This is a genomic window from Halorubrum ezzemoulense DSM 17463, assembly GCF_002114285.1.
Lineage (GTDB): Archaea > Halobacteriota > Halobacteria > Halobacteriales > Haloferacaceae > Halorubrum > Halorubrum ezzemoulense.
This window is the reverse complement of the sequence record NZ_NEDJ01000028.1, coordinates 1-18,254: the sequence shown is the minus strand read 5'-3', so window position 1 is coordinate 18,254 and position 18,254 is coordinate 1. Positions and strand designations below refer to the sequence as shown.

Genomic DNA, 18,254 nt, shown 5'->3' with positions numbered 1-18,254 from the left:
GCGCCTTAGAACGTCTGGTTCGTTCCTCGAACGAACCGTTGAACGCGTCCAGAGGGGCTAATAGCCCGGTATTCCAAATACAACTATGACGAGCGACAACCAGCCGACGAGCGCACCCGACCGACGCGAGAACATCCCGCGGCGACGCCTGCTCGCCGGACTCGCCGCCGGCGGCGCCGCCGCGGTCGCCGGCTGTGCCGGCGGAGGGTCAGAGTCCGTGTCCCCCGTCTCGATCGACGACGACCAAGCCTGCGACCAGTGCGGGATGATCGTCGCGGACCACCCCGGAACGGTCGGGCAGGTCCACTTCGAGGACGACGAGCCGGAGGGCGGGCGCCCGGCGCAGTTCTGTAGCGGCACCTGTACGTACACCTACCGGTTCGACGCGGCGGACGCGGGACGGACGCCGGTCGCGACCTTCCTCACCGACTACTCGGCGGTCGACCAGGAGGTGTTCGAGGAGGGCGGCGACACGATGTTTTCCTCGCACGTCGAAAGCGAGGCGTTCGCCCGCGAGACGACCCTCACGGTCGTCGCGCGCAGCGAGGTGATCGGCGCGATGGGGCCGGACTTGGTCCCGTTCACCGACGAGGACGACGGGGAGGACTTCGTCGCGGAGTACGGCGGCGAGGCGATGCCCGCCACCGAGGTGGACCGCGCGACGCTTGAGGCGCTGTAGGGTCGGATACCGGTTCATCCGGAGGGTGAGCTCAGATTCTCGGGAGCCCTCTGACGCCGGACACGCCGCCGACGACGGCCGAGAAGGCCAACGTCGCGACGAGTTGCGGCGTGCCGGTGACGCCGGCGCTGGAGAGCACGCTCGCTACCAGCACGGTGAGCGCTATCACGGCCAGCGTGATCACCGCCTCGCGGACGAGGATGCTCCGGAGGCGTGCCCTGCGCTCCGACCGTTCGGTCTTCAACGCCGGTACCACGTCCCTGATTCGGGTCTGGACGAGGTAGTTCGAGAGCCCGGCGAGGAAGCCCGCGAACAGGGACCACTCGACGGGTAACAGCTCGAACTGACCACCGGCCGGCTCGGCCGTCGGATCGCCCTCTGCCGAGTCGGAGACATCGTTGGCGGTACCGTCCGCCTCGCCGTCGTCAGTCCCGTCCCCGGCGTCGGAGTCGCCGTCTGCCCCGTCGGACCCGGCCTCGGCCCCGTCCGCACCGCTGTCGGCGTCACCGCCCGTTCCGCTGTCGCCACCGTCGGTCCCGCTGCCACTACCACTAGTGCCGTCGTCGCCGGTGCCATCGTCGCCAGTGCCGTCGTCGCCGCCGTCACTTCCGGTCCCACTGTCACCGTCTCCGGCGCTGTCGCCACCGCTGCCCCTCCCGGTCCCACCGTCGTTGCCGCCAGTGCCGTCGCCGTCACCGCTATCGGCTGGTCCGCCGTCGCCGTTACCGCTATCGTCTGGTCCGCCGTCGCCGTCACCGCTATCGTCTGGTCCGCCGTCGCCGTCACCGCTATCGTCTGGTCCGCCGTCGCCGTTACCGCTATCGTCTGGTCCGCCGTCGCCGTTACCGCTATCGTCTGGTCCGCCGTCGCCGTTACCGCTATCGTCTGGTCCGCCGCCGTCGTCACCGCTATCGCTCGGTCCGCCGGTGCCACCGCCGGTGCCGTCACCCGGATCGGATCCGGTGTCGTCTTCGGGGACGTCGACGGTGAAGCGGACGCTCTCCGTGTAGCTCCCGACCGTCGGCGGGACGGTCGCGCCGAGCGTGACGGACGCCTCCGGCTCAAGCGTTATCTCGCCGCCGGTGACTCGCTCGCCGGTGTCCATCCGGTACAGCGTCACGCCCTCGGCGTCGGCGTCGATCTCGACCGTCGTGGCGGAGTCGTCGCCCTCGTGGCCGGCGAACCCGACGAGAAACAGGTCGTCGACGCTCGTCCGCGCGTCCGGCGGGACCGATCCGAAGCGGAGACGCAGCTCTCCGGCGCCATCGTACGCGACGTACCTGTCGGCGTTCTCGCTGTCGGCGGGCGACAGGTAGACGCCCGAGTCGGTCGCGACCTCGTCGCCGTCGGTAAACGAGCCGGTGGTCGCGACGCCGCCGCCGAGCAGGACGACGAGCACCGCGAGCACGACGAGGGCGCGGTTCATGTTCCCACCGAGTTCGCCGTCCGGGTCGAGCCTCGCCGCGCGACGACAGGGCCGAGGCTACTCGGCGTCGTCGCTCTCGTCGGCGCGGCCCGTTCGCTCACGCTCGTGGATAGGTCACCGAGGGTGTTAGTAGTGAACTGCGTTAGCCGCTTCAGCGTCGCATTGACTCGGCTAACCGGGGGCGTTAGAGCCGTCCACCGGCTTCAATGACCGCCTGAACCCGGCTAACGCGGCCTAATAGTAAGTGGGTACCTAGCCAATGGATGGACGTAACAATGAAGCTGAATCGCAGAAGCGTGTTGGGGGCCATCGGGATGATCGGCGTCGGAACCGGTGCGGCGTTCGGGTCGGGAGCGTTCACCACGGTCGAGGCGCAGCGCGAGGTGGAGGTTAATGTTCTCGGTGGCGAGTTCCGGGCTGACGGGATCATCCATCTGAACAATTCACCCGGAAGTGTGAATCCCGACGATGACGCCACGGCCGCAGATGATACTACCGATATCGATGGCGACGACAACGATGAGTCGATCCAAGACGTTGAAGACGATATCTCGAGCCAGATTATCGGGAACGACGGTTCTGCTGACGTTCTCGTGAACACGGCGTCGGATTTCGTCACGGTGAAAGACACAGAGGGAACGGAGTTCGACGGCCGATCGCTGTACCCGGCGCTCGATGACACGTACGATAACGATAGCATTGACCGGAGTTACGTCAGTCTCGTCGCCAACGACGTGACTATCGTCTTCGGACCGGAAGATCGCAAACTGCCACCGAACTCGAACCTCAGTGAAAGCGAGCTCTTCGGCGTCGTGAGAAACGGTGACGTTGATGTCACGTTCGCGAAAGGGGACGTCGACGAGGGACTGCTCACGAACGTCAACGGAAATAACGTAAGCAACAGTCCGAGCTTCACCGGTTCCGGTAACGTGACGCTCAGTGGCGATGTTCAGGCCGGAGAGGCGAGCAGGGAGACAGAGGACCTGCTGATCAGGATCAGCGGCAGCAGCTAATTCGACCCTTTCAGCACCAGTATAAACTATTCTTATCTGGAGCGTTTCCTTTTAGTCGTTGGACAACTTATAAGATCGTAAGTGAATAGTATGCCTCTTTACATTAGCAGTCAGTTATCAGCGGTTACGAGGCGCCAATGAGCACCGATCAAGTTGGTGCCGGAGAACAGCACCCTTCCTCGCTCTCACGGAACGAAATTTATGAAATATTAAGCAATCCACGAAGACGCTACTCCCTCCACGCGATTAAGAACGAAGACGGCACCACGGAGCTCTCTGATGTCGCCGAACAGGTGGCGGCGTGGGAGAACGGCAAGTCGGTCTCCGAGATTACCTCTGGCGAACGGCACCTCGCGTACAGTTCGATACAGCAGAACCACATCCCGAAGTTAGAGCGCGCGGGCATCATCACGCACGACAGCGGGACGATCGAGCTGACCGAGGAGGCGCGGGACCTCGACGTGTACGTCGACGTCGTGCCCGGGGACTCGATCCCGTGGGCCGAGTACTACCTCGGCCTCGGTGCGGTGTCGCTGAGTCTCGTCGCGGCCGTCTGGGTCGGCGTCTTTCCGGAATCGATACCGAGCCTCGCGTGGGCTGGGATAATCGCGGCGTTGTTCACCGCCTCCGCGGCGTTCCACGCCTACCAGAACCGGGAGATGAATCTCGGCAGCGACGGAAAACCGCCGGAGCTCAGAGATGGGCGATAACAAGAAGTGGACGCGACGCGCCGCCGTCGGCTCACTCGTGAGCGGCGGCGGCTTCATGCTGTTCGGTACCGGCGGGTCGACGCAGATCACCTCGAATCGGGATGTAACGGTTAATACGGGCGACGGCGAGGATGCCGTGCTACGGTTCGTCGACGTTTCCGGCAACGCGGGCACCGTCGATTCAACTGACGGCGAGGAGGTGTATGTAATCGAAGATGGCGTCGGTGAGTTCAATATTAATCGTGTCTCTGTCTCGGGAACCACAGGCAGCGGAAACGATTCGGTCCGGATCGAAGTGGTCGAAGACGAGGAGAGTCCCAATTCTTTCTCAGTGAAAGCAGCGTGCCCAAATGAACCGACCACGTTCAACGATGATTTCCTTAAACTATTATTTGAGTTAGATAATGATGACCAGACTATCACTGCGACGCGTACTACTAACAATAGAATTTCATTTGATTGTGGTACAGAATCTTATGACTACGGTGATTCCGCTAATTATCGAGACAATTCGGGGAATACAGATAATTCGGACATCCCACCGGGAAACGACGCAAAAGGCGAAGTGTTGAACCCCGAAAGGCTGAACCAAAGGAATGAGAATGATCCGAATGATCCCTATGCGATACTTCAAAGTGAATCTAATATGGGTGGTAATAGTATAGATGAGGCGAACATCGGGTTCGCTCTCCCACCCGTACCGGAGAGCGAGAAGTACGTGCTTGATGTCGCTGTCTCCGACAGTCCACCTGGTGGAGATTGGGTTGTCGATGTAGTCGACGGCGACAAGAACCCACTGACTGGGGCAGGTAAGGGTAAAAAAGACAAGCTGAAGAAAGGGTTGAACAGGTTCGAATTCGAATTGAACGAAGAGAAAATCGACCCCTTGAAACAAATTAAGTTGTATCTCATTTTCAGAATGACGAGTAGTGGAAATAATAAAAAAGCCGAAATCGATTACTTCGAACTGAAACCCACTCAGAACTCGACCTCCTGACCGCTCAGCTACTTGAACAGTCGCCGGAGCTGAACGCTCAGCGACGCGCCGCGTCTCCGTTCTCGAACCCGCCTCGATCCGGAGCCGAGGAGCGCCCCCAGCAGCGTGGCGATGCTCCCGAGGACGAGTAGGTTGAACGCGCCGACCGCGACGGCCGGATGGATCGAGTGGAGCCGGAGGATCAGTGAGGGCGGAACCACGAGGAAGTACCGGTGTTCCGAGACCGTGACCGTCGCGCGTTCTCCGGATCCCGGAGCGGTCGTCGACAGCGTCGCAGTCACCGACTCTCCCCGCGGAACGGCCAGCTGAGTCCGGTCGAACTCGCTCTCCGGATGGGTCGTTTCGAGCACGACGAGCATCGTGATGAGCCCGTTGTTCTCCGCGGTGAACTCGTTCTCCACTCGGTCGCCCGGGAGCGTCCCGGCCGGGAGGTCGCCGCCGTCGACGGTCACGTGATGCGTGCCGCTAGGAGCGATCATCGCGGCGTTGGCCGGTACGAGTATCAACAGCGCCAGGAGGAGCGCGACCCAGCGAGCGTCGAGCCCGTCGTCGCCCCGGGACCGGTCTCGGCTCTGAGCCCGCCGACCGGCGTTCCGGAGGTCGTCGACGAAGATGAACAGCAGCAGCGCGAGACCGAGGCCGATGAACAGCCCGCTGAGCCCGTTTTGACCCGGCGACCAGTCGAGACCGACTGCGGCTGTCACCCCGACCACGGCGCCCGCGGCCACGTCTCGGACGCCGGTGATCGCGGTCCCCAGCCCCGGAATTCGGACGACTTCTCCGTTCACTTGGAGCGCCGTTGCGACGATCCGGTCCTCGGTCACCGGGGGTTCGTCGCCGTCCTGATCCCGAAAGGGGTTGTTGTCTCCCTTCGTGAGATAGCCGTCCGGCGTCGCTCCGACGACTCGGTGCGTCGTCGTCCCGCCCCCGTCGAGTTCGATCGCTTCGAAGACGACGACGTCCCCTTCCTCGACGGGTCCCGACGCCGACGCCGGCACGGCGACGAACCCGTCTCCGGCCTCCAGCGTCGGCGCCATGCTTCCGGAGGTAACGTACCCGAGAAGGACCGGCTGCCCGGCGAGCTGGCCGGCAACGATCACGACGACGACTAACACGGACACGACGGCGATCGCGTCTCCCGCCGTCTGCCGTGACATGCTCATACCGACGAAGTGTCGGGACTTAAAACGTCGAATGCGGAGCGCCGGCCCGTGGGAGCGCGGCCCTCAGCGCCGCCGGGCGCGCTCGCTCCGAACGTCACGGAATCGCTCCTGTCCACGAGCACGCACTCCGGCCGCGTGGAGTCCGCCCGCTACTCCGCGGCGCCCCACTGCTCGACGCGCTTCGGCCGGTCGGAGACCGCCATCACGTCGAGGTCGTCGCCCGCGCGGTCGAGGGCTTCGAGCGCCGCCTTCGCGGAGGCGTGCGTCGAGAAGTAGGTGATCTCCTCCTCGACGGCGACCTCCAGCAGGTCGCGCTGCCGCGAGACGATGAGGTCGAGCTCGCCGCGCTTGGCCGCCTCGATCAGGTCCGTCGCCTCGCTCAGCTCGAAGTGCGCCGCGTACCCGTCGACGAGCGCCTCGCCCGCCTCGGTGCCCGGGTCCGGGAACTCCTCGGCCGAGAGGTCGACGACGGCTGTGCCGGACTCGGGGATCGGCTTCCCGGTCGAGTCCTGCGCCTTGTCGTACGCCTTGCCGAAGGAGGTGGCCGTGCCCATCACCTCGCCGGTGGACTTCATCTCGGGGCCGAGCCGCGGGTCCGACCCCGGCAGCCGGTCGAACGGGAGGACGACCTCCTTCACGCTGCGGTGTTCGGGGATCTGCTCGGCGGCGTCGAGGTCGGCGAGCGTCAGGTCGTCGGTCATCACCTTCGCCGCGAGCTTGGCGATGGGGACGCCCGTCGCCTTCGAGACGAACGGGACGGTCCGCGAGGAGCGCGGGTTCGCCTCCAGCACGTACACCTCGCTCTCGGCGTCGGGGTCGTCGACCCCCGTCACCGCGAGTTGGACGTTGAGCAGTCCGACCGTGTCGAGCGCGCGGGCGATATCCTCGGTGACCTCGCGGACCCGGCCCAGCGTCTCGTCGCCGAGCGAGCGCGGCGGAATCATGCACGCGGAGTCGCCCGAGTGGACGCCGGCGCTCTCGACGTGTTCCATCACGCCGCCGAGGAGCACGTCCTCGCCGTCCGCGACCGCGTCGACGTCCAGCTCGACCGCGTCGTCGAGGAACTGGTCGACGAGGATCGGCTTGTCGGGGGAGACACGGACCGCCTCCTCGATGTACTCCTCTAACTCCGCGTCGTCCTCGACGACGCGCATCGCGCGCCCGCCCAGCACGTAGGAGGGGCGAACGAGGACCGGGTAGCCGATCCCGTGGGCCAGTTCGAGCGCCTCCGCCTCGCTCGTCGCGGTGCCGCCCTCGGGCTGGGCGACGCCCAGTTCGTCCATCAGGACGTTGAACCGGTCGCGGTCCTCCGCTAGGTCCATCGCCTCGACGCTCGTCCCCAGGATCTCGCAGTCGAGCCCGCGGCGCTCGATCTCCGCCTGAAGCGGTTCGCCCACGTTCACCGAGGTCTGCCCGCCGAACTGGACCATCACGCCGTCGGCGCCGGTCGTCTCGATCACGTCGGCGACCTCCTCGGCGGAGATGGGCTCGAAGAACAGCCCGTCGGAGGTGTCGTAGTCCGTCGACACCGTCTCGGGGTTGTTGTTGATCACGTGCGCGTCGATGCCGAGCTCGCGGAGCGCGCGCACCGCGTGGACCGCGCAGTAGTCGAACTCCACGCCCTGTCCGATGCGGATCGGGCCGCCGCCGACGACCACGACGCTCTCCACGTCGGGGTCGACGCGGACCTCGTTCGCCGCGCCCGCGGTGTCGGCGCCCCGGAGGAACTCCGGCAGCCGCGCGGAGTAGTAGTACGGCGTCGAAGCCTCGAACTCGCCCGCGCAGGTGTCGACCTGCTTGTAAGTCCGGTCCGGCACCGCGCTCTCGACCTGCCCCACGTCGGCGTCGACGCCGGCGGCGGCGGCGGTCGCCGCGATCTCCGCGTCGGTGCGGCCGACCATCGCGGCCTCGGTGAAGTCGCCCTCGGCGGCCGCCGCGGTCCCGGCGGCGATGCGCTCGAAGCGCTCGACGTACCAGCGGTGGATGCCGGTGAGGTCGATCACGTCGTCGACGTCGTAGCCGCGGTCGAACGCCTCGAACATCGCGTACGGGCGGTCCGGGCTCGGACGTTCGAGGTACTCCGACTCTAGCTCGTCGTCGCTCACCGTCTCGAAGTCGACGGCGGGGTCGTACTCGGAGGAGCGCAGCGCCTTCACCATGCTCTCCTCGAACGTCCGCCCGATCGACATCGCCTCGCCGGTGGACTTCATCGCCGTGCCGAGCTCGAAGTCCACGTCGTCGAACTTGTCGATCGGCCAGCGCGGCACCTTCGTCACCACGTAGTCGATGGCGGGCTCGAAGGCGGCGGTCGTCTCGCCGGTGATCTCGTTGTCGATCTCGTGGAGCCGCTTTCCGAGCGCGACCTTCGCAGTGACGCGGGCGATCGGGTAGCCCGTCGCCTTCGACGCGAGCGCGGAGGACCGCGAGACGCGCGGGTTCACCTCGACGACGCGGTACTCGCCGCCCGGGGTGCCGTCGTCGTGCCACGCGAACTGGATGTTACAGCCGCCCTGAATGCCGAGGTCGCGGATCACTTCGAGCGCCGCGTCGCGCATCTCCTGGTGGCCGTCGTCGGGGATGACCTGCGAGGGGGTGACCACCGTCGACTCGCCGGTGTGGATCCCCATCGGGTCGATGTTCTCCATGTTACAGATGATGATACAGGAGTCGTCGGCGTCCCGCATCACCTCGTACTCCAGTTCGACCCACCCCGAGATGGACTCGGTGACGAGGACCTCGCTGTTGCGCGAGAGGCGGAGCCCCTTGCGGACGCGCTCGACGAGCTCCTCGAACTCGTCGACGACCCCGGAGCCGGAGCCGCCGAGGGTGTAGGTGGTCCGGGCGATGACCGGGAGGCCGCCGACCGCGTCGACAGCCTCCTGGACGCGCCCCCGGAACGCCGCCTCGTCGAAGTCGGTGACCGACTCGCCCTCGTCTAAGGAGATGGTCGTCGACTTGGGGACCGGCTGGCCGAGGTCCTCCATCCGCCGGCGGAACAGGTCGCGGTCCTCCGTCGCGTAGATGGTGTCGAGCGGCGTCCCCATCACCTCGACGTCGTGTTCCTCCAGAATGCCCTCCTCGGCGAGCTCGGCGGTGACGTTGAGCCCCGTCTGTCCGCCGAGCCCGGCGATGACGCCGTCCGGCTCCTCGATCCGGATGACCTCCGCGATCGCCTCGGGCGTGATCGGCTCGATGTACACCCGGTCGGCCGTCTCGGGGTCGGTCATGATCGTCGCGGGGTTCGAGTTCACTAGGACGACGCGGGCGCCCTCCTCCTGTAGGGCGCGGCACGCCTGTGCGCCGGAGTAGTCGAACTCGGCCGCCTGTCCGATCTGGATCGGTCCGCTGCCGATAAGGAGAATCGTGCGGTCTTCGCTCATTACGCGGACGGAATACGCTCATCGTAATAAGGTCGGCGGTAGAGTACGAATCTCGCAGTAGATTTGCGATTTTCGCAAGCTATTCCGTATCACGGTGAGTGTTACGACATCTCACGATAGCCGACACCGCCGTCAGGAACCGAGTCACGACGCCCGGCTCGTACGACGCGTCACCGCCGGCGTAACGGCCTGTGCCGCCCATCGCAAGGAATTTACCGAGATGTCGGGAACTCCCGGACGACATGCCCTGTTCCCGCCGCCGTGCCCTCCAACTGCTCGGCACCGCCGGCGCGACCGCCGCGACGGCCGGGTGCCTGAGCCCCGGCAGCCTCGACTCGTACGCCCTCATCGGGGACGAACTGGACCTCTCGTCGATCGGACCCCCCTACCTGTGGCCCGATCCCACGGTCATCGACGCCACCACCCGCGTCGACTTCACGACCGAAGCCAAGACCGCGTCCCTCTCCGCGCTGTTCGAGACCGGGACGGTGACCGTTAGACAGTGGCCGCTGGTCGGTCGAGACGAGTGGGGGACCGAGACGCGCCCGCGGCCGACGTTCCTCCGCCGGGACGAGACCTTCTACGAGGTCCGGATCACCGACGAGCGCGTCCTCGAACGCGAGCGCTGGCACTTCGCGCTCGACCGGGTCGACGAGACGCCGCCCGACGGCGCGGCGGTCGCGGAACCGCCCTTCGACCTCTCCGACCAGGACGAGCGCGTGCTCGACGCGGCGCTCGACGCCGTGTACGCGGGCAACGACGGCTTCCTCGGGGACCCGGAGTTCGACGAGCTACAGACCGTCGAGTTCCATCACAGGCTCGACGCCGATGCGAGCGCCCTCGTCCCCTCGCCCCCGTTCGAGTTCGTCGAGTACGAGGACGAGTACTTCCAGGCCGTGACGGAGCGCCGGACCGTCGAAGTCCCGGAGTGGACGTACGCGATCGGCGAGGTCAGCGACTCGCGGGCCGATTTTATCGCGTACGCGCGCGACGCCATCGTCGAGCGCAATCTCACCGACGCCGGGCTCTCGCAGGCCGCTCAAGGGGTCTTTGACGGTGCGATCGCCGAGGAGCCCCGCCGCTACGAGGAGGGTGCGCCGCCCTCGGACGAACTCAGCGAGGCCCTCGGCGCGCTCGGTATCGCCGAGGACCTCGAACCGATCGACAGCTACGAGGAGCGCGTCGACTTCCGGAACGTCGTCGTCGAGTACCGTGACGGCGTCTATCGGTTCGATCTCATCGTGACGCCGTAGCACGCTCGCGGGCTCAGCCGAACGATCGCACGCCCGGCCGCGGACAGTTGCCTTCCGGGCCTCCGGCCGCCCCTCAGGTCTCCAGCCGGTACCGGTACGGTTGGCCCGCGATGACCTCGACCTCGCCGCGCTCGGCCCGTCGCCCTAACACGGTGGCGACCCTGTGCGGGCTGTCGATCGCCTCGCACTCGTCGCACTCCTCGACGAGCGCGAGGATCTCCCGGGCGGTCAGCGGCTCGTCGGCCTCGGCGAGCACGCCGCGAATTCGGTCGTACCGGTCGTATTCGCCGGCGCTCATACGTCTTACGTAGGGTCTCCGAACATATAGGGTTCAGTGAGACAGGAGTCGGACGACTGTCAGACGCAGGCATCGAAGCGGCCGCGTTCTGGGGGCTGAGCGATTCTCGCGGTCGTCACCGCGGTGAGTCCGACGCTCAGGCGTAGGGGTCTTCGGCTTCGAGGTCGCGCTCCGCGCGGTACTGCTCGACGAACTCGCTCACGTCGAACTCGACCATCTCTCGTTCGAACGCCGACAGCGCCTCGTCGTCGTCGGCGTGGCTCACGGCGTGCTCCATCAGTTCAACCACCAGTTCGACGACGACCTCGTGGAGCCGGCGGGAGTCGAACTCGGTCACCCACACCATCGCGTACCCCACGTCGGCGTTCTCGCTGGCGTCGTGCGAGACGACCGCCCCGGGGAACTCCTCCAAGACGACGCCGAGGAGGTGCGGCGTGTCGAACTCCGGCATCTCCTCGCTGGTCGTTTCGATCGCCTCCCGGAGCACCTCGACCAAGAAGTCGGGGAGGAACCGCTCCGGGGGATGGACGTCCATCACGACTGCGTGGGTCTCGCCGCAGTCGCACTCGTACTCGCGCATCCCGAGGTCCAGTTCGCCGACGCCGATCGTCTCCCCGCAGGGTAGCTCCAGCGCGTTCTCGTCGCCGCCGGGGACGCGGGGCTTGGACATAGCTCTCTTTGGTCGCTGGCGAGGTTAAAAGGAGCGGAACGGGTCGGTGCGCCGGGGGGAGCGGCGGCGACTCGACGCCCGCTACTCGGAGTCCTCGTAGCCGGATTCTCCGCCGCTCTCGGCGGATTCGTCCTCCTCTTCGGCGGACTCGCCGTCTCCGCCGTCCGTCTCCACCTCCGCTTCGACCTCGATCTCGATCCCGTTCGCCTCGTAGGTCGCCTCGATCGACTCGGCGTCGTCGCGCTCGATCTCCAGTTCGTCCCGGTCGACCTCCACCTCGACCTCCACGTCGACGGTCACGTCGTCGGACATGAGCATCGCTACGCGCGCGACACTCAAAACGTCCCCGCAGGAGATCGACCGCCGGCCGCGTTACTGGAACCCGATCCGACCGCCGGTGTCGCGCAGCGACTCGCCGCCGCCGCCCTTGAACTGCTCTCTGACATCCTCGTAGTACGCGAGGATGTCGTCGTTTATCGTCGGCCGCACCGACTCCATGGCGCGCCGGAAGTGCTTCATCTCGACCTCCTCGGCGTCGTCGTCGTCGCGCAGGGCCTCGATGGCGGCCTCGCGGGCGATCCCCTCCAGGTCGGAGCGGACGTAGCCGTCAGTGATCTCGGCGGCCTCACGCAGGCTCACGGCGGGCGCGGGCGGCGTGTTCTCGGTGTGGATGTCGAGGATCTGCTCGCGGCCCTCCTGAGCGGGCTGGCCGATCATCACGAGCCGGTCGAACCGGCCGGAGCGGAGCAGCGCGGGGTCGATCATGTCCGGGCGGTTCGTGGCGCCGATCACCATCACGTCGCCCATGTCTTCGAGGCCGTCGAGCTCCGTCAGGAGCTGATTGACGACGCGCTCGGAGACGTTGTTCCCCATCTCCTGGCCGCGCGAGGGCGCGAGGCTGTCGAGCTCGTCGAAGAAGATGATCGTCGGGCTCACCTGCCGGGCCTTCCGGAAGGTCTGCCGGATCGCCTTCTCAGACTCGCCGACCCACTTCGAGAGCAGCTGCGGCCCCCGCACCGAGATGAAGTTCGCGTTCGTCTCGTTGGCGACCGCCTTCGCCATCAGGGTCTTCCCCGTCCCGGGCGGGCCGTACAGCAGCACGCCCTTCGGCGCGTCGACGCCCATCCGGTCGAACTTCTCGGGAGAGGTGAGCGGCCACTCGACCGACTCCTGGACCTGCTGTTTGGCCTCTTCGAGTCCGCCGACGTTGTCCCAAGATATCTTCGGGAGCTCGACGAGCACCTCTCGCATCGCCGACGGCTCCACCTCGTTCAGCGCGCCCGAGAAGTCGTCGCGCTTGACGATCATCCGGTCGATGAGGCTCGGCGGCACCTCCTCTTCGTCTAAGTCGATCTCGGGGAGGTAGCGCCGGAGCGCTTTCATCGCGGCCTCCTTCGTGAGGCTCTCGATGTCGGCGCCGACGAAGCCGTGCGTCTCGTCGGCGAGGTGGTCGAGGCTCACGTCGTCCGAGAGCGGCATCCCGCGGGTGTGGATCTGGAGGATCTCCTTGCGGCCGACCTCGTCCGGGACGCCGATCTCGATCTCGCGGTCGAAGCGCCCGGGGCGGCGGAGCGCGGGGTCGACGCTGTCGACACGGTTCGTCGCGCCGATGACGATTACCTGCCCGCGGGTCTCCAGCCCGTCCATCATCGTCAGCAGCTGCGCGACGACGCGGCGCTCGACCTCGCCGGTGACGTCCTCCCGTTTCGGCGCGATCGAGTCGAGCTCGTCGATGAAGATGATCGAGGGCGACTCCTCCTTCGCGTCCTCGAATATCTCCCTGAGCTGTTGTTCGGACTCGCCGTAGTACTTCGAGATGATCTCGGGGCCGGCGATCGAGAAGAACGACGCCGAAGTCTCGTTGGCGACCGCCTTCGCGAGCAGCGTCTTCCCGGTGCCGGGCGGGCCGTGGAGCAGGACGCCCTGCGGCGGCTCGATCCCGAGCTTCGAGAAGATCTGCGGGTGTTTCATCGGCAGCTCGACCATCTCGCGGACGCGCTGGATCTCCGACTGGAGGCCGCCGATGTCCTCGTACGTAATTCCGCCCCCGGTCTTCTCGAACCCGGAGATCGGCTCCTCGCGCAGCTCGACCTCGGTGTCCTCCGTGATGAGACAGACGCCATCGGGCTCCGTCTCGACTGCGATCAGCGGGATTGCCTGCCCGGGCGACCGCATGAACGGGTGGTTCGTCGACGACATCACGGGGACGATGTCGCGCTCGACGACCGGCCGCTTGAGGATCTGGCGTTTCACCATGCCGGCGGCGTCGGAGCCGAACTGGACGGACGCCTCCTCGGGCGGGGCCAAGACGAGCTTGTCGGCCTTCTCGGCCTCCGCCTTCCGGATGGTGACGCGCTCGCCGATGCCGACGTCCGCGTTCTGGCGGGTAAACCCGTCCACCCTGACGGTGTCGGTGTTCCAGTCCTGGCGGTCGGCGCGCCAGACCTTCGCCGCGGTGGTCTCCGCGCCCTCGATCTCGATGATGTCGCCGGGCGAGAGCTTCAGATGTAACAGGGTATCGGGGTCGAGTCGGGCGATGCCGCGCCCCGAGTCGTTCGGGTACGCCTTCGCCACTTCGAGTTGGACTTCGTTCATAGTTCCTCGCGGGGGATGGTCGTATCTGGACCCGGTCCGGGAATAAGCCTGTTGCCCGTGCCGCCGCTCCGCACCGATCTGTCGGCGGCCGCGGCAGGTTGTGTTATCATATAGCACGGTTAGGCGTCCGTTCTTAAAACCTCGTCGTAAGCGTGCGTTTTCGCCGTGGATCTGCGGCGGCCGCAACGGACGTTTTTTGCCCGTCCGAGGTGACTTTCGGCCGTGTTCGACTCCCTCTCCGGCCCAATGCGGTCCCTCCTCGCTCGGCTCGCCTTCCTCGTCGCCGGCGCGCTCGTCGGGGCGGCGCTGTACGCGCTCGGCGTCGCCGGGATTCTGGCCGTCCCGCTCGCGGTGGTGGCGCTGCTGGTGATCGGCGAACTGTACCTGTTCGCGGCCGGCCAAGGGGTGTAACTCGCCCGAGCCTCGCCGCCCGCCCGCGATCGAATCCGGAGGTATTTGTCCGGCAGTCGCGTCGGAACCAGCATGCGAACGCTCGTCTTCGACGGTCGGACCGGGGCCGCCGGCGACATGATCTGCGCCGCGCTGATCGCCGCCGGGGCGGACCCCGACGCGCTCGCCCCCGTGAGCGACGCGCTTCCGGTCCGGTACGCCGTCGGCGAGGTCGAGAAGAACGGGATCCGCGCGACGACGGTCGATGTCCTCGTCGATGACAGGACGGTCGAGACCGACGGAGACCACGACCACGGCCACGACCACAGCCACGGCCACGACCACGGCCCCGACAACGATCCGAGCACCTCCGGATCTGACGAACCGGCCGAGGGGGCCGGCGTCCACCGGAGCTACCGCGAAGTGGTCGATCTGGTCGAGTCGATGGGCCTTCCGCCGGCCGTCGAGTCGACCGCGCTCGACGCCTTCGAGCTGCTCGGCCGCGCCGAGGCGTCGGTCCACGGCACCGACCTCGACGAGACGCACTTCCATGAGGTGGGCGCGGACGACGCGATCGCCGACGTGGTCGGCGCCGCGCTGCTGCTCGCCGACCTCGGTCCCGAGCGAGTCGTCACGACGCCGGTCGCCGCCGGCGGGGGGACGGTCGAGATGAGCCACGGGACGTACCCCGTCCCGGCCCCGGCGACGACCGAGATCGCGAGCCGGGCCGGGTTCCGGATCGCCGGCGGGCCGATCGACCGCGAACTGCTCACGCCGACCGGCGCGGCGATACTGGGAGCGGTCGCCGACGGCTTCGACGCGGTCCCGGACCTCGCGGTCGAACGCGCGGGCTATGGCGCGGGCGACGCCGACTTCGAGCGCCACCCGAACGTCCTCCGCGCGCTCGTCGGCGACGGGAGAGAACCCGGACCTGACGGCGACCGCGAGAAACGCGACGATGACCGAGCCCGAGCCGGGCAGCCCGTCGACGGACGGCTCGCACACGACGACATCGCCATCCTGGAGACGAACCTCGACGACGCCGCGCCGGAGGTGCTCGGCGGGCTTCAGGAGACGCTCTCGCGGGCCGGGGCGCGGGACGTGACGATCGTCCCGACGACGATGAAGAAGTCGCGCCCGGGACACCTCGTGAAGGTGATCTGTAAGCCGGCGGACGCCGAGGCCGTCGCCGAGCGCCTCGCCCGCGAGACGGGAACGCTCGGGGTGCGCCAGTCCGGCGCGAGCCACCGCTGGATCGCCGACCGCGCGTTCGAGACGGCGACGCTCCGGGTCGACGGCGAGGACCACGAGGTTGACGTGAAGGTCGCCTCGACGACCGACGGGGAGGTGTACGACGTCAGCGGGGAGTACGACGACGCGGCCGCGGTCGCGGAGGCGACCGGCCTCCCGATCCGCGAGGTGCTTCGCCGCGTCGAAGCCGAGGTGCGGGAGCAGCTCCCGCGAGAATAGGCCGGGAGGTGACGCCCCGGCACCCCCGTCAGTCGGGGGGCTCGACCCGCTCGACGCGCTCGGGGTCGACGCCGAAGCCGTCGGCGAGGCGCTCGCGGACGCGATCGACGACGAACTCCTCGGCGTCCTCGTTGAGGCCCGCCTCCTCGCCGACCGCGAGGGTGGCGACCGCCTCGACCGTGGTGTCGTTGAGGCCGGGACGGAGGCCGGCGATCTCGATCTCCTCGACGCGGAGGCCGTCGATTCGCTCGATCTGTGCTCGTGCGCCGGCGACGAGGTCGCCGGTGGCCGCCTGCGAGACGCGGACGGCCACCGTGGCCTCGACCGACGGCGTGTGGATGGCTGCCGCCATACGCCCCCGCCGCGAGTCGAACGCGGTGCGGTCGGTCGGCCGCCCGGGGTCGCAACCCGGAACGCGACCGGTCCGCGGCCTCGAACGCGCCGGCGGCGAGGTCGCCGGCGGCAGCGCTCGCGAGGGCAACGGTCGTCCGGTTCGACCCGCGCGACGAACGCGGCGGCTGGAGAGAACGGGTGTGGTCCGTCCCGCGGGGAAACCTCCCCAGCCGACGCGCGTCACGCGGTCGGGCGGACGGACCGTGAGTTCGGAGCCGAATACCCGATCCCGATCCACCCGAGGGACGCGACGCTCACGGACCGCACGAGCGTCGGGAGGGTGGAACGGGTCATGGTCGGTCTCCGAGGCGCTGAATGCGCCGTCGTCCAACCTCAGTACCGGTTTCGTATTAAAATTATGTTAGTTATGCTACCTCATGACATGGCTAATTCGGTCCGGAAGCCGCCGATAATCCGCCGGAGCGGCCGCGGGCGACCCGTTCAGTCGCCCCCGAGACGACAGGCCTATGCCGGCCGCCCGACCAGTTGCGCGTAAGCAGTCACCGCCATGATCGAGCGAATTCACACGTCGGACGTCGAACCGGACGCGGACGAGGTCGCCATCGCCGGCCACGTCCACGAGATCCGCGACCTAGGGGGCCTCGTGTTCCTCATCGTGCGGGACCGCGAGGGGCTCATCCAGATCGTCTTCAAAGAGGAGCGCGAGCCCGAGCTGTTCGAGGCCGTTCAGGACGTCGGCGCCGAGGACGTTGTCCGCGTCGTCGGCGAACCGCTGGAGAGCGATCAGGCGCCCGGGGGCGTCGAGATCGCGCCGACCAAGTACGAGGTCATCGACGAGGCGGAGTCCCCGCTCCCGCTGGAGATCTCGAAGGACATCGAGGTCGATCTCTCGACCCGGCTCGACAACCGCGCGCTCGACCTCCGGAAGCCGGAGACGCTGGCGGTGTTCACTCTGCGCTCCGAGCTGATCACCGCGATGGAGGAGTGGTTCGAAGCCGAGGGGTACGTCGACATCAAGACGCCGCTGATCTCGAAGGGCGGCGCTGAGGGCGGCGCCGAGCTGTTCCCGATCCTCTACTACAACCAGGACGCGTTCCTCTCGCAGAGCCCACAGCTGTACAAGCAGATGCTGATGGCCTCGGGCTACGAGGCCGTCTACGAGACGGGGACCGCGTTCCGCGCCGAGGACTTCGCCACCTCTCGCCACGTCTCCGAGATCGCGATGTTCGACGTGGAGCTGGCCTACATCGACGACCACGACGACGTGATGGACGTCCAAGAGGAGTCGCTGCGCTACGCGCTCCGCGAGGTCGCCGAGAACGCCGAGCGCGAACTCGACCTTCTCGACGTGGACCTGGAGGTCCCCGAGGACGACTTCCCGCGGATCACCTTCGACGAGGCGCTCGACATCCTCGAAACCGAGTTCGGCCACTTCCCCGACGACCCGACGGACCTCGACACGAAGGGCGAGAAGCTGCTCGGCGAGCACTTCGAGGAGCAGGGGCATCCGGCGTTCTTCGTCGTCGGCTACCCCGACGAGAAGTTCTACTACATGCAGGACGTGCCGGACGACGAGATCGCCTCCCGGAAGTTCGACCTCATCTACAAGGGCCAAGAGCTCTCCTCGGGCGGCCAGCGCGAACACGACGTCGAGCGCATGGTCGAGGTCATGGAGGCGGAGGGCGTCGAGACCGCGAACTTCGAGTTCTACATCGAGGCGCTGAGCTACGGCACGCCCCCCCACGGCGGCTACGGGCTCGGTATCGACCGCCTCGTCCAGAAGGTCGCCGACCTCGACAACATCAAGGAGGCGATCATGTTCCCGCGCGACCCCAACCGGCTGGAGCCGTAGTCGG

General features: G+C 67.1%; 16 protein-coding genes. 8 read left to right on the top strand and 8 right to left on the bottom strand.

All coding sequences use genetic code 11. The annotated features are described in order from the left end of the window. The first annotated feature begins 85 nt into the window (after window positions 1-85). Window positions 86-679 (top strand): nitrous oxide reductase accessory protein NosL, encoded by a 594-nt coding sequence (locus tag B9H04_RS09365; RefSeq protein WP_085682640.1) that lies wholly within the window; start codon window positions 86-88, stop codon window positions 677-679. A gap of 31 nt (window positions 680-710) precedes the next feature. Here B9H04_RS09365 and B9H04_RS09360 read toward each other — a convergent pair whose 3' ends face one another. Then, window positions 711-2,105 carry a hypothetical protein gene (locus tag B9H04_RS09360; protein ID WP_085682639.1) on the bottom strand — a complete coding sequence of 465 codons (1,395 nt, stop codon included), beginning with the start codon at window positions 2,103-2,105 and terminating at the stop codon, window positions 711-713. Between the two features lie 263 nt (window positions 2,106-2,368). Here B9H04_RS09360 and tafA point away from each other — a divergent pair, with 263 nt between their 5' ends. The 3 genes from tafA to B9H04_RS18100 all read left to right on the top strand — a co-directional run bounded on the left by tafA (window position 2,369) and on the right by B9H04_RS18100 (window position 4,825). Further along, on the top strand, window positions 2,369-3,118 hold the full coding sequence (gene tafA, locus B9H04_RS09355; RefSeq protein ID WP_049932582.1) for a fimbrial protein TafA: 750 nt from the start codon (window positions 2,369-2,371) through the stop codon (window positions 3,116-3,118). A 137-nt stretch (window positions 3,119-3,255) separates the two neighbouring features. Continuing rightward, complete coding sequence (locus tag B9H04_RS09350; protein WP_049932584.1) at window positions 3,256-3,828, top strand: DUF7344 domain-containing protein; 573 nt, start codon at window positions 3,256-3,258, stop codon at window positions 3,826-3,828. Beyond that, a complete protein-coding gene (locus B9H04_RS18100; RefSeq protein ID WP_139835075.1) occupies window positions 3,818-4,825 on the top strand; it encodes a hypothetical protein in 1,008 nt (335 codons plus the stop codon). The genes B9H04_RS09350 and B9H04_RS18100 overlap by 11 nt, the downstream gene beginning before the upstream one ends. Before the next feature lie 8 nt (window positions 4,826-4,833). Here B9H04_RS18100 and B9H04_RS09340 read toward each other — a convergent pair whose 3' ends face one another. Together B9H04_RS09340 and carB are read right to left on the bottom strand one after the other, a co-directional pair. Beyond that, entirely contained in the window at window positions 4,834-5,982 is a 1,149-nt protein-coding gene (locus B9H04_RS09340; RefSeq protein ID WP_049932587.1) for a signal peptidase I, read from the bottom strand. Window positions 5,983-6,137: 155 nt separating this feature from the next. Next, on the bottom strand, window positions 6,138-9,368 hold the full coding sequence (gene carB, locus B9H04_RS09335) for a carbamoyl-phosphate synthase large subunit (RefSeq protein ID WP_049932589.1): 3,231 nt from the start codon (window positions 9,366-9,368) through the stop codon (window positions 6,138-6,140). A 242-nt stretch (window positions 9,369-9,610) separates the two neighbouring features. Here carB and B9H04_RS09330 point away from each other — a divergent pair, with 242 nt between their 5' ends. After that, entirely contained in the window at window positions 9,611-10,621 is a 1,011-nt protein-coding gene (locus B9H04_RS09330) for a hypothetical protein (RefSeq protein ID WP_049932590.1), read from the top strand. A gap of 73 nt (window positions 10,622-10,694) precedes the next feature. On the opposite strand, the gene B9H04_RS09325 is transcribed toward B9H04_RS09330, so the two are convergent. The 4 genes from B9H04_RS09325 to B9H04_RS09310 all read right to left on the bottom strand — a co-directional run bounded on the left by B9H04_RS09325 (window position 10,695) and on the right by B9H04_RS09310 (window position 14,184). After that, complete coding sequence (locus tag B9H04_RS09325; protein WP_049932592.1) at window positions 10,695-10,919, bottom strand: hypothetical protein; 225 nt, start codon at window positions 10,917-10,919, stop codon at window positions 10,695-10,697. A gap of 136 nt (window positions 10,920-11,055) precedes the next feature. Further along, entirely contained in the window at window positions 11,056-11,589 is a 534-nt protein-coding gene (locus B9H04_RS09320) for a DUF5815 family protein (RefSeq protein ID WP_049932594.1), read from the bottom strand. Window positions 11,590-11,670: 81 nt separating this feature from the next. Next, entirely contained in the window at window positions 11,671-11,901 is a 231-nt protein-coding gene (locus B9H04_RS09315; protein WP_049932596.1) for a hypothetical protein, read from the bottom strand. Between the two features lie 60 nt (window positions 11,902-11,961). Further along, window positions 11,962-14,184, bottom strand: a complete 2,223-nt coding sequence (locus tag B9H04_RS09310) for a CDC48 family AAA ATPase (protein ID WP_085682638.1) — start codon at window positions 14,182-14,184, stop codon at window positions 11,962-11,964. Between the two features lie 222 nt (window positions 14,185-14,406). Here B9H04_RS09310 and B9H04_RS09305 point away from each other — a divergent pair, with 222 nt between their 5' ends. Beyond that, the gene (locus B9H04_RS09305; protein ID WP_049932599.1) at window positions 14,407-14,595 is read left to right on the top strand and encodes a hypothetical protein; all 189 of its coding nucleotides are present in this window, start codon (window positions 14,407-14,409) and stop codon (window positions 14,593-14,595) included. A 72-nt stretch (window positions 14,596-14,667) separates the two neighbouring features. Next, entirely contained in the window at window positions 14,668-16,044 is a 1,377-nt protein-coding gene (gene larC, locus B9H04_RS09300) for a nickel pincer cofactor biosynthesis protein LarC (protein WP_049932601.1), read from the top strand. Window positions 16,045-16,072: 28 nt separating this feature from the next. Here the strand turns inward: larC and B9H04_RS09295 are convergent, their stop codons facing one another. Next, window positions 16,073-16,396, bottom strand: coding sequence for a hypothetical protein (locus B9H04_RS09295; protein WP_085682637.1), 324 nt, complete (start codon window positions 16,394-16,396; stop codon window positions 16,073-16,075). 549 nt (window positions 16,397-16,945) lie between these two features. Here B9H04_RS09295 and aspS point away from each other — a divergent pair. Then, the gene (gene aspS, locus B9H04_RS09290; protein WP_049932605.1) at window positions 16,946-18,250 is read left to right on the top strand and encodes an aspartate--tRNA(Asn) ligase; all 1,305 of its coding nucleotides are present in this window, start codon (window positions 16,946-16,948) and stop codon (window positions 18,248-18,250) included. Window positions 18,251-18,254: the final 4 nt, after the last annotated feature.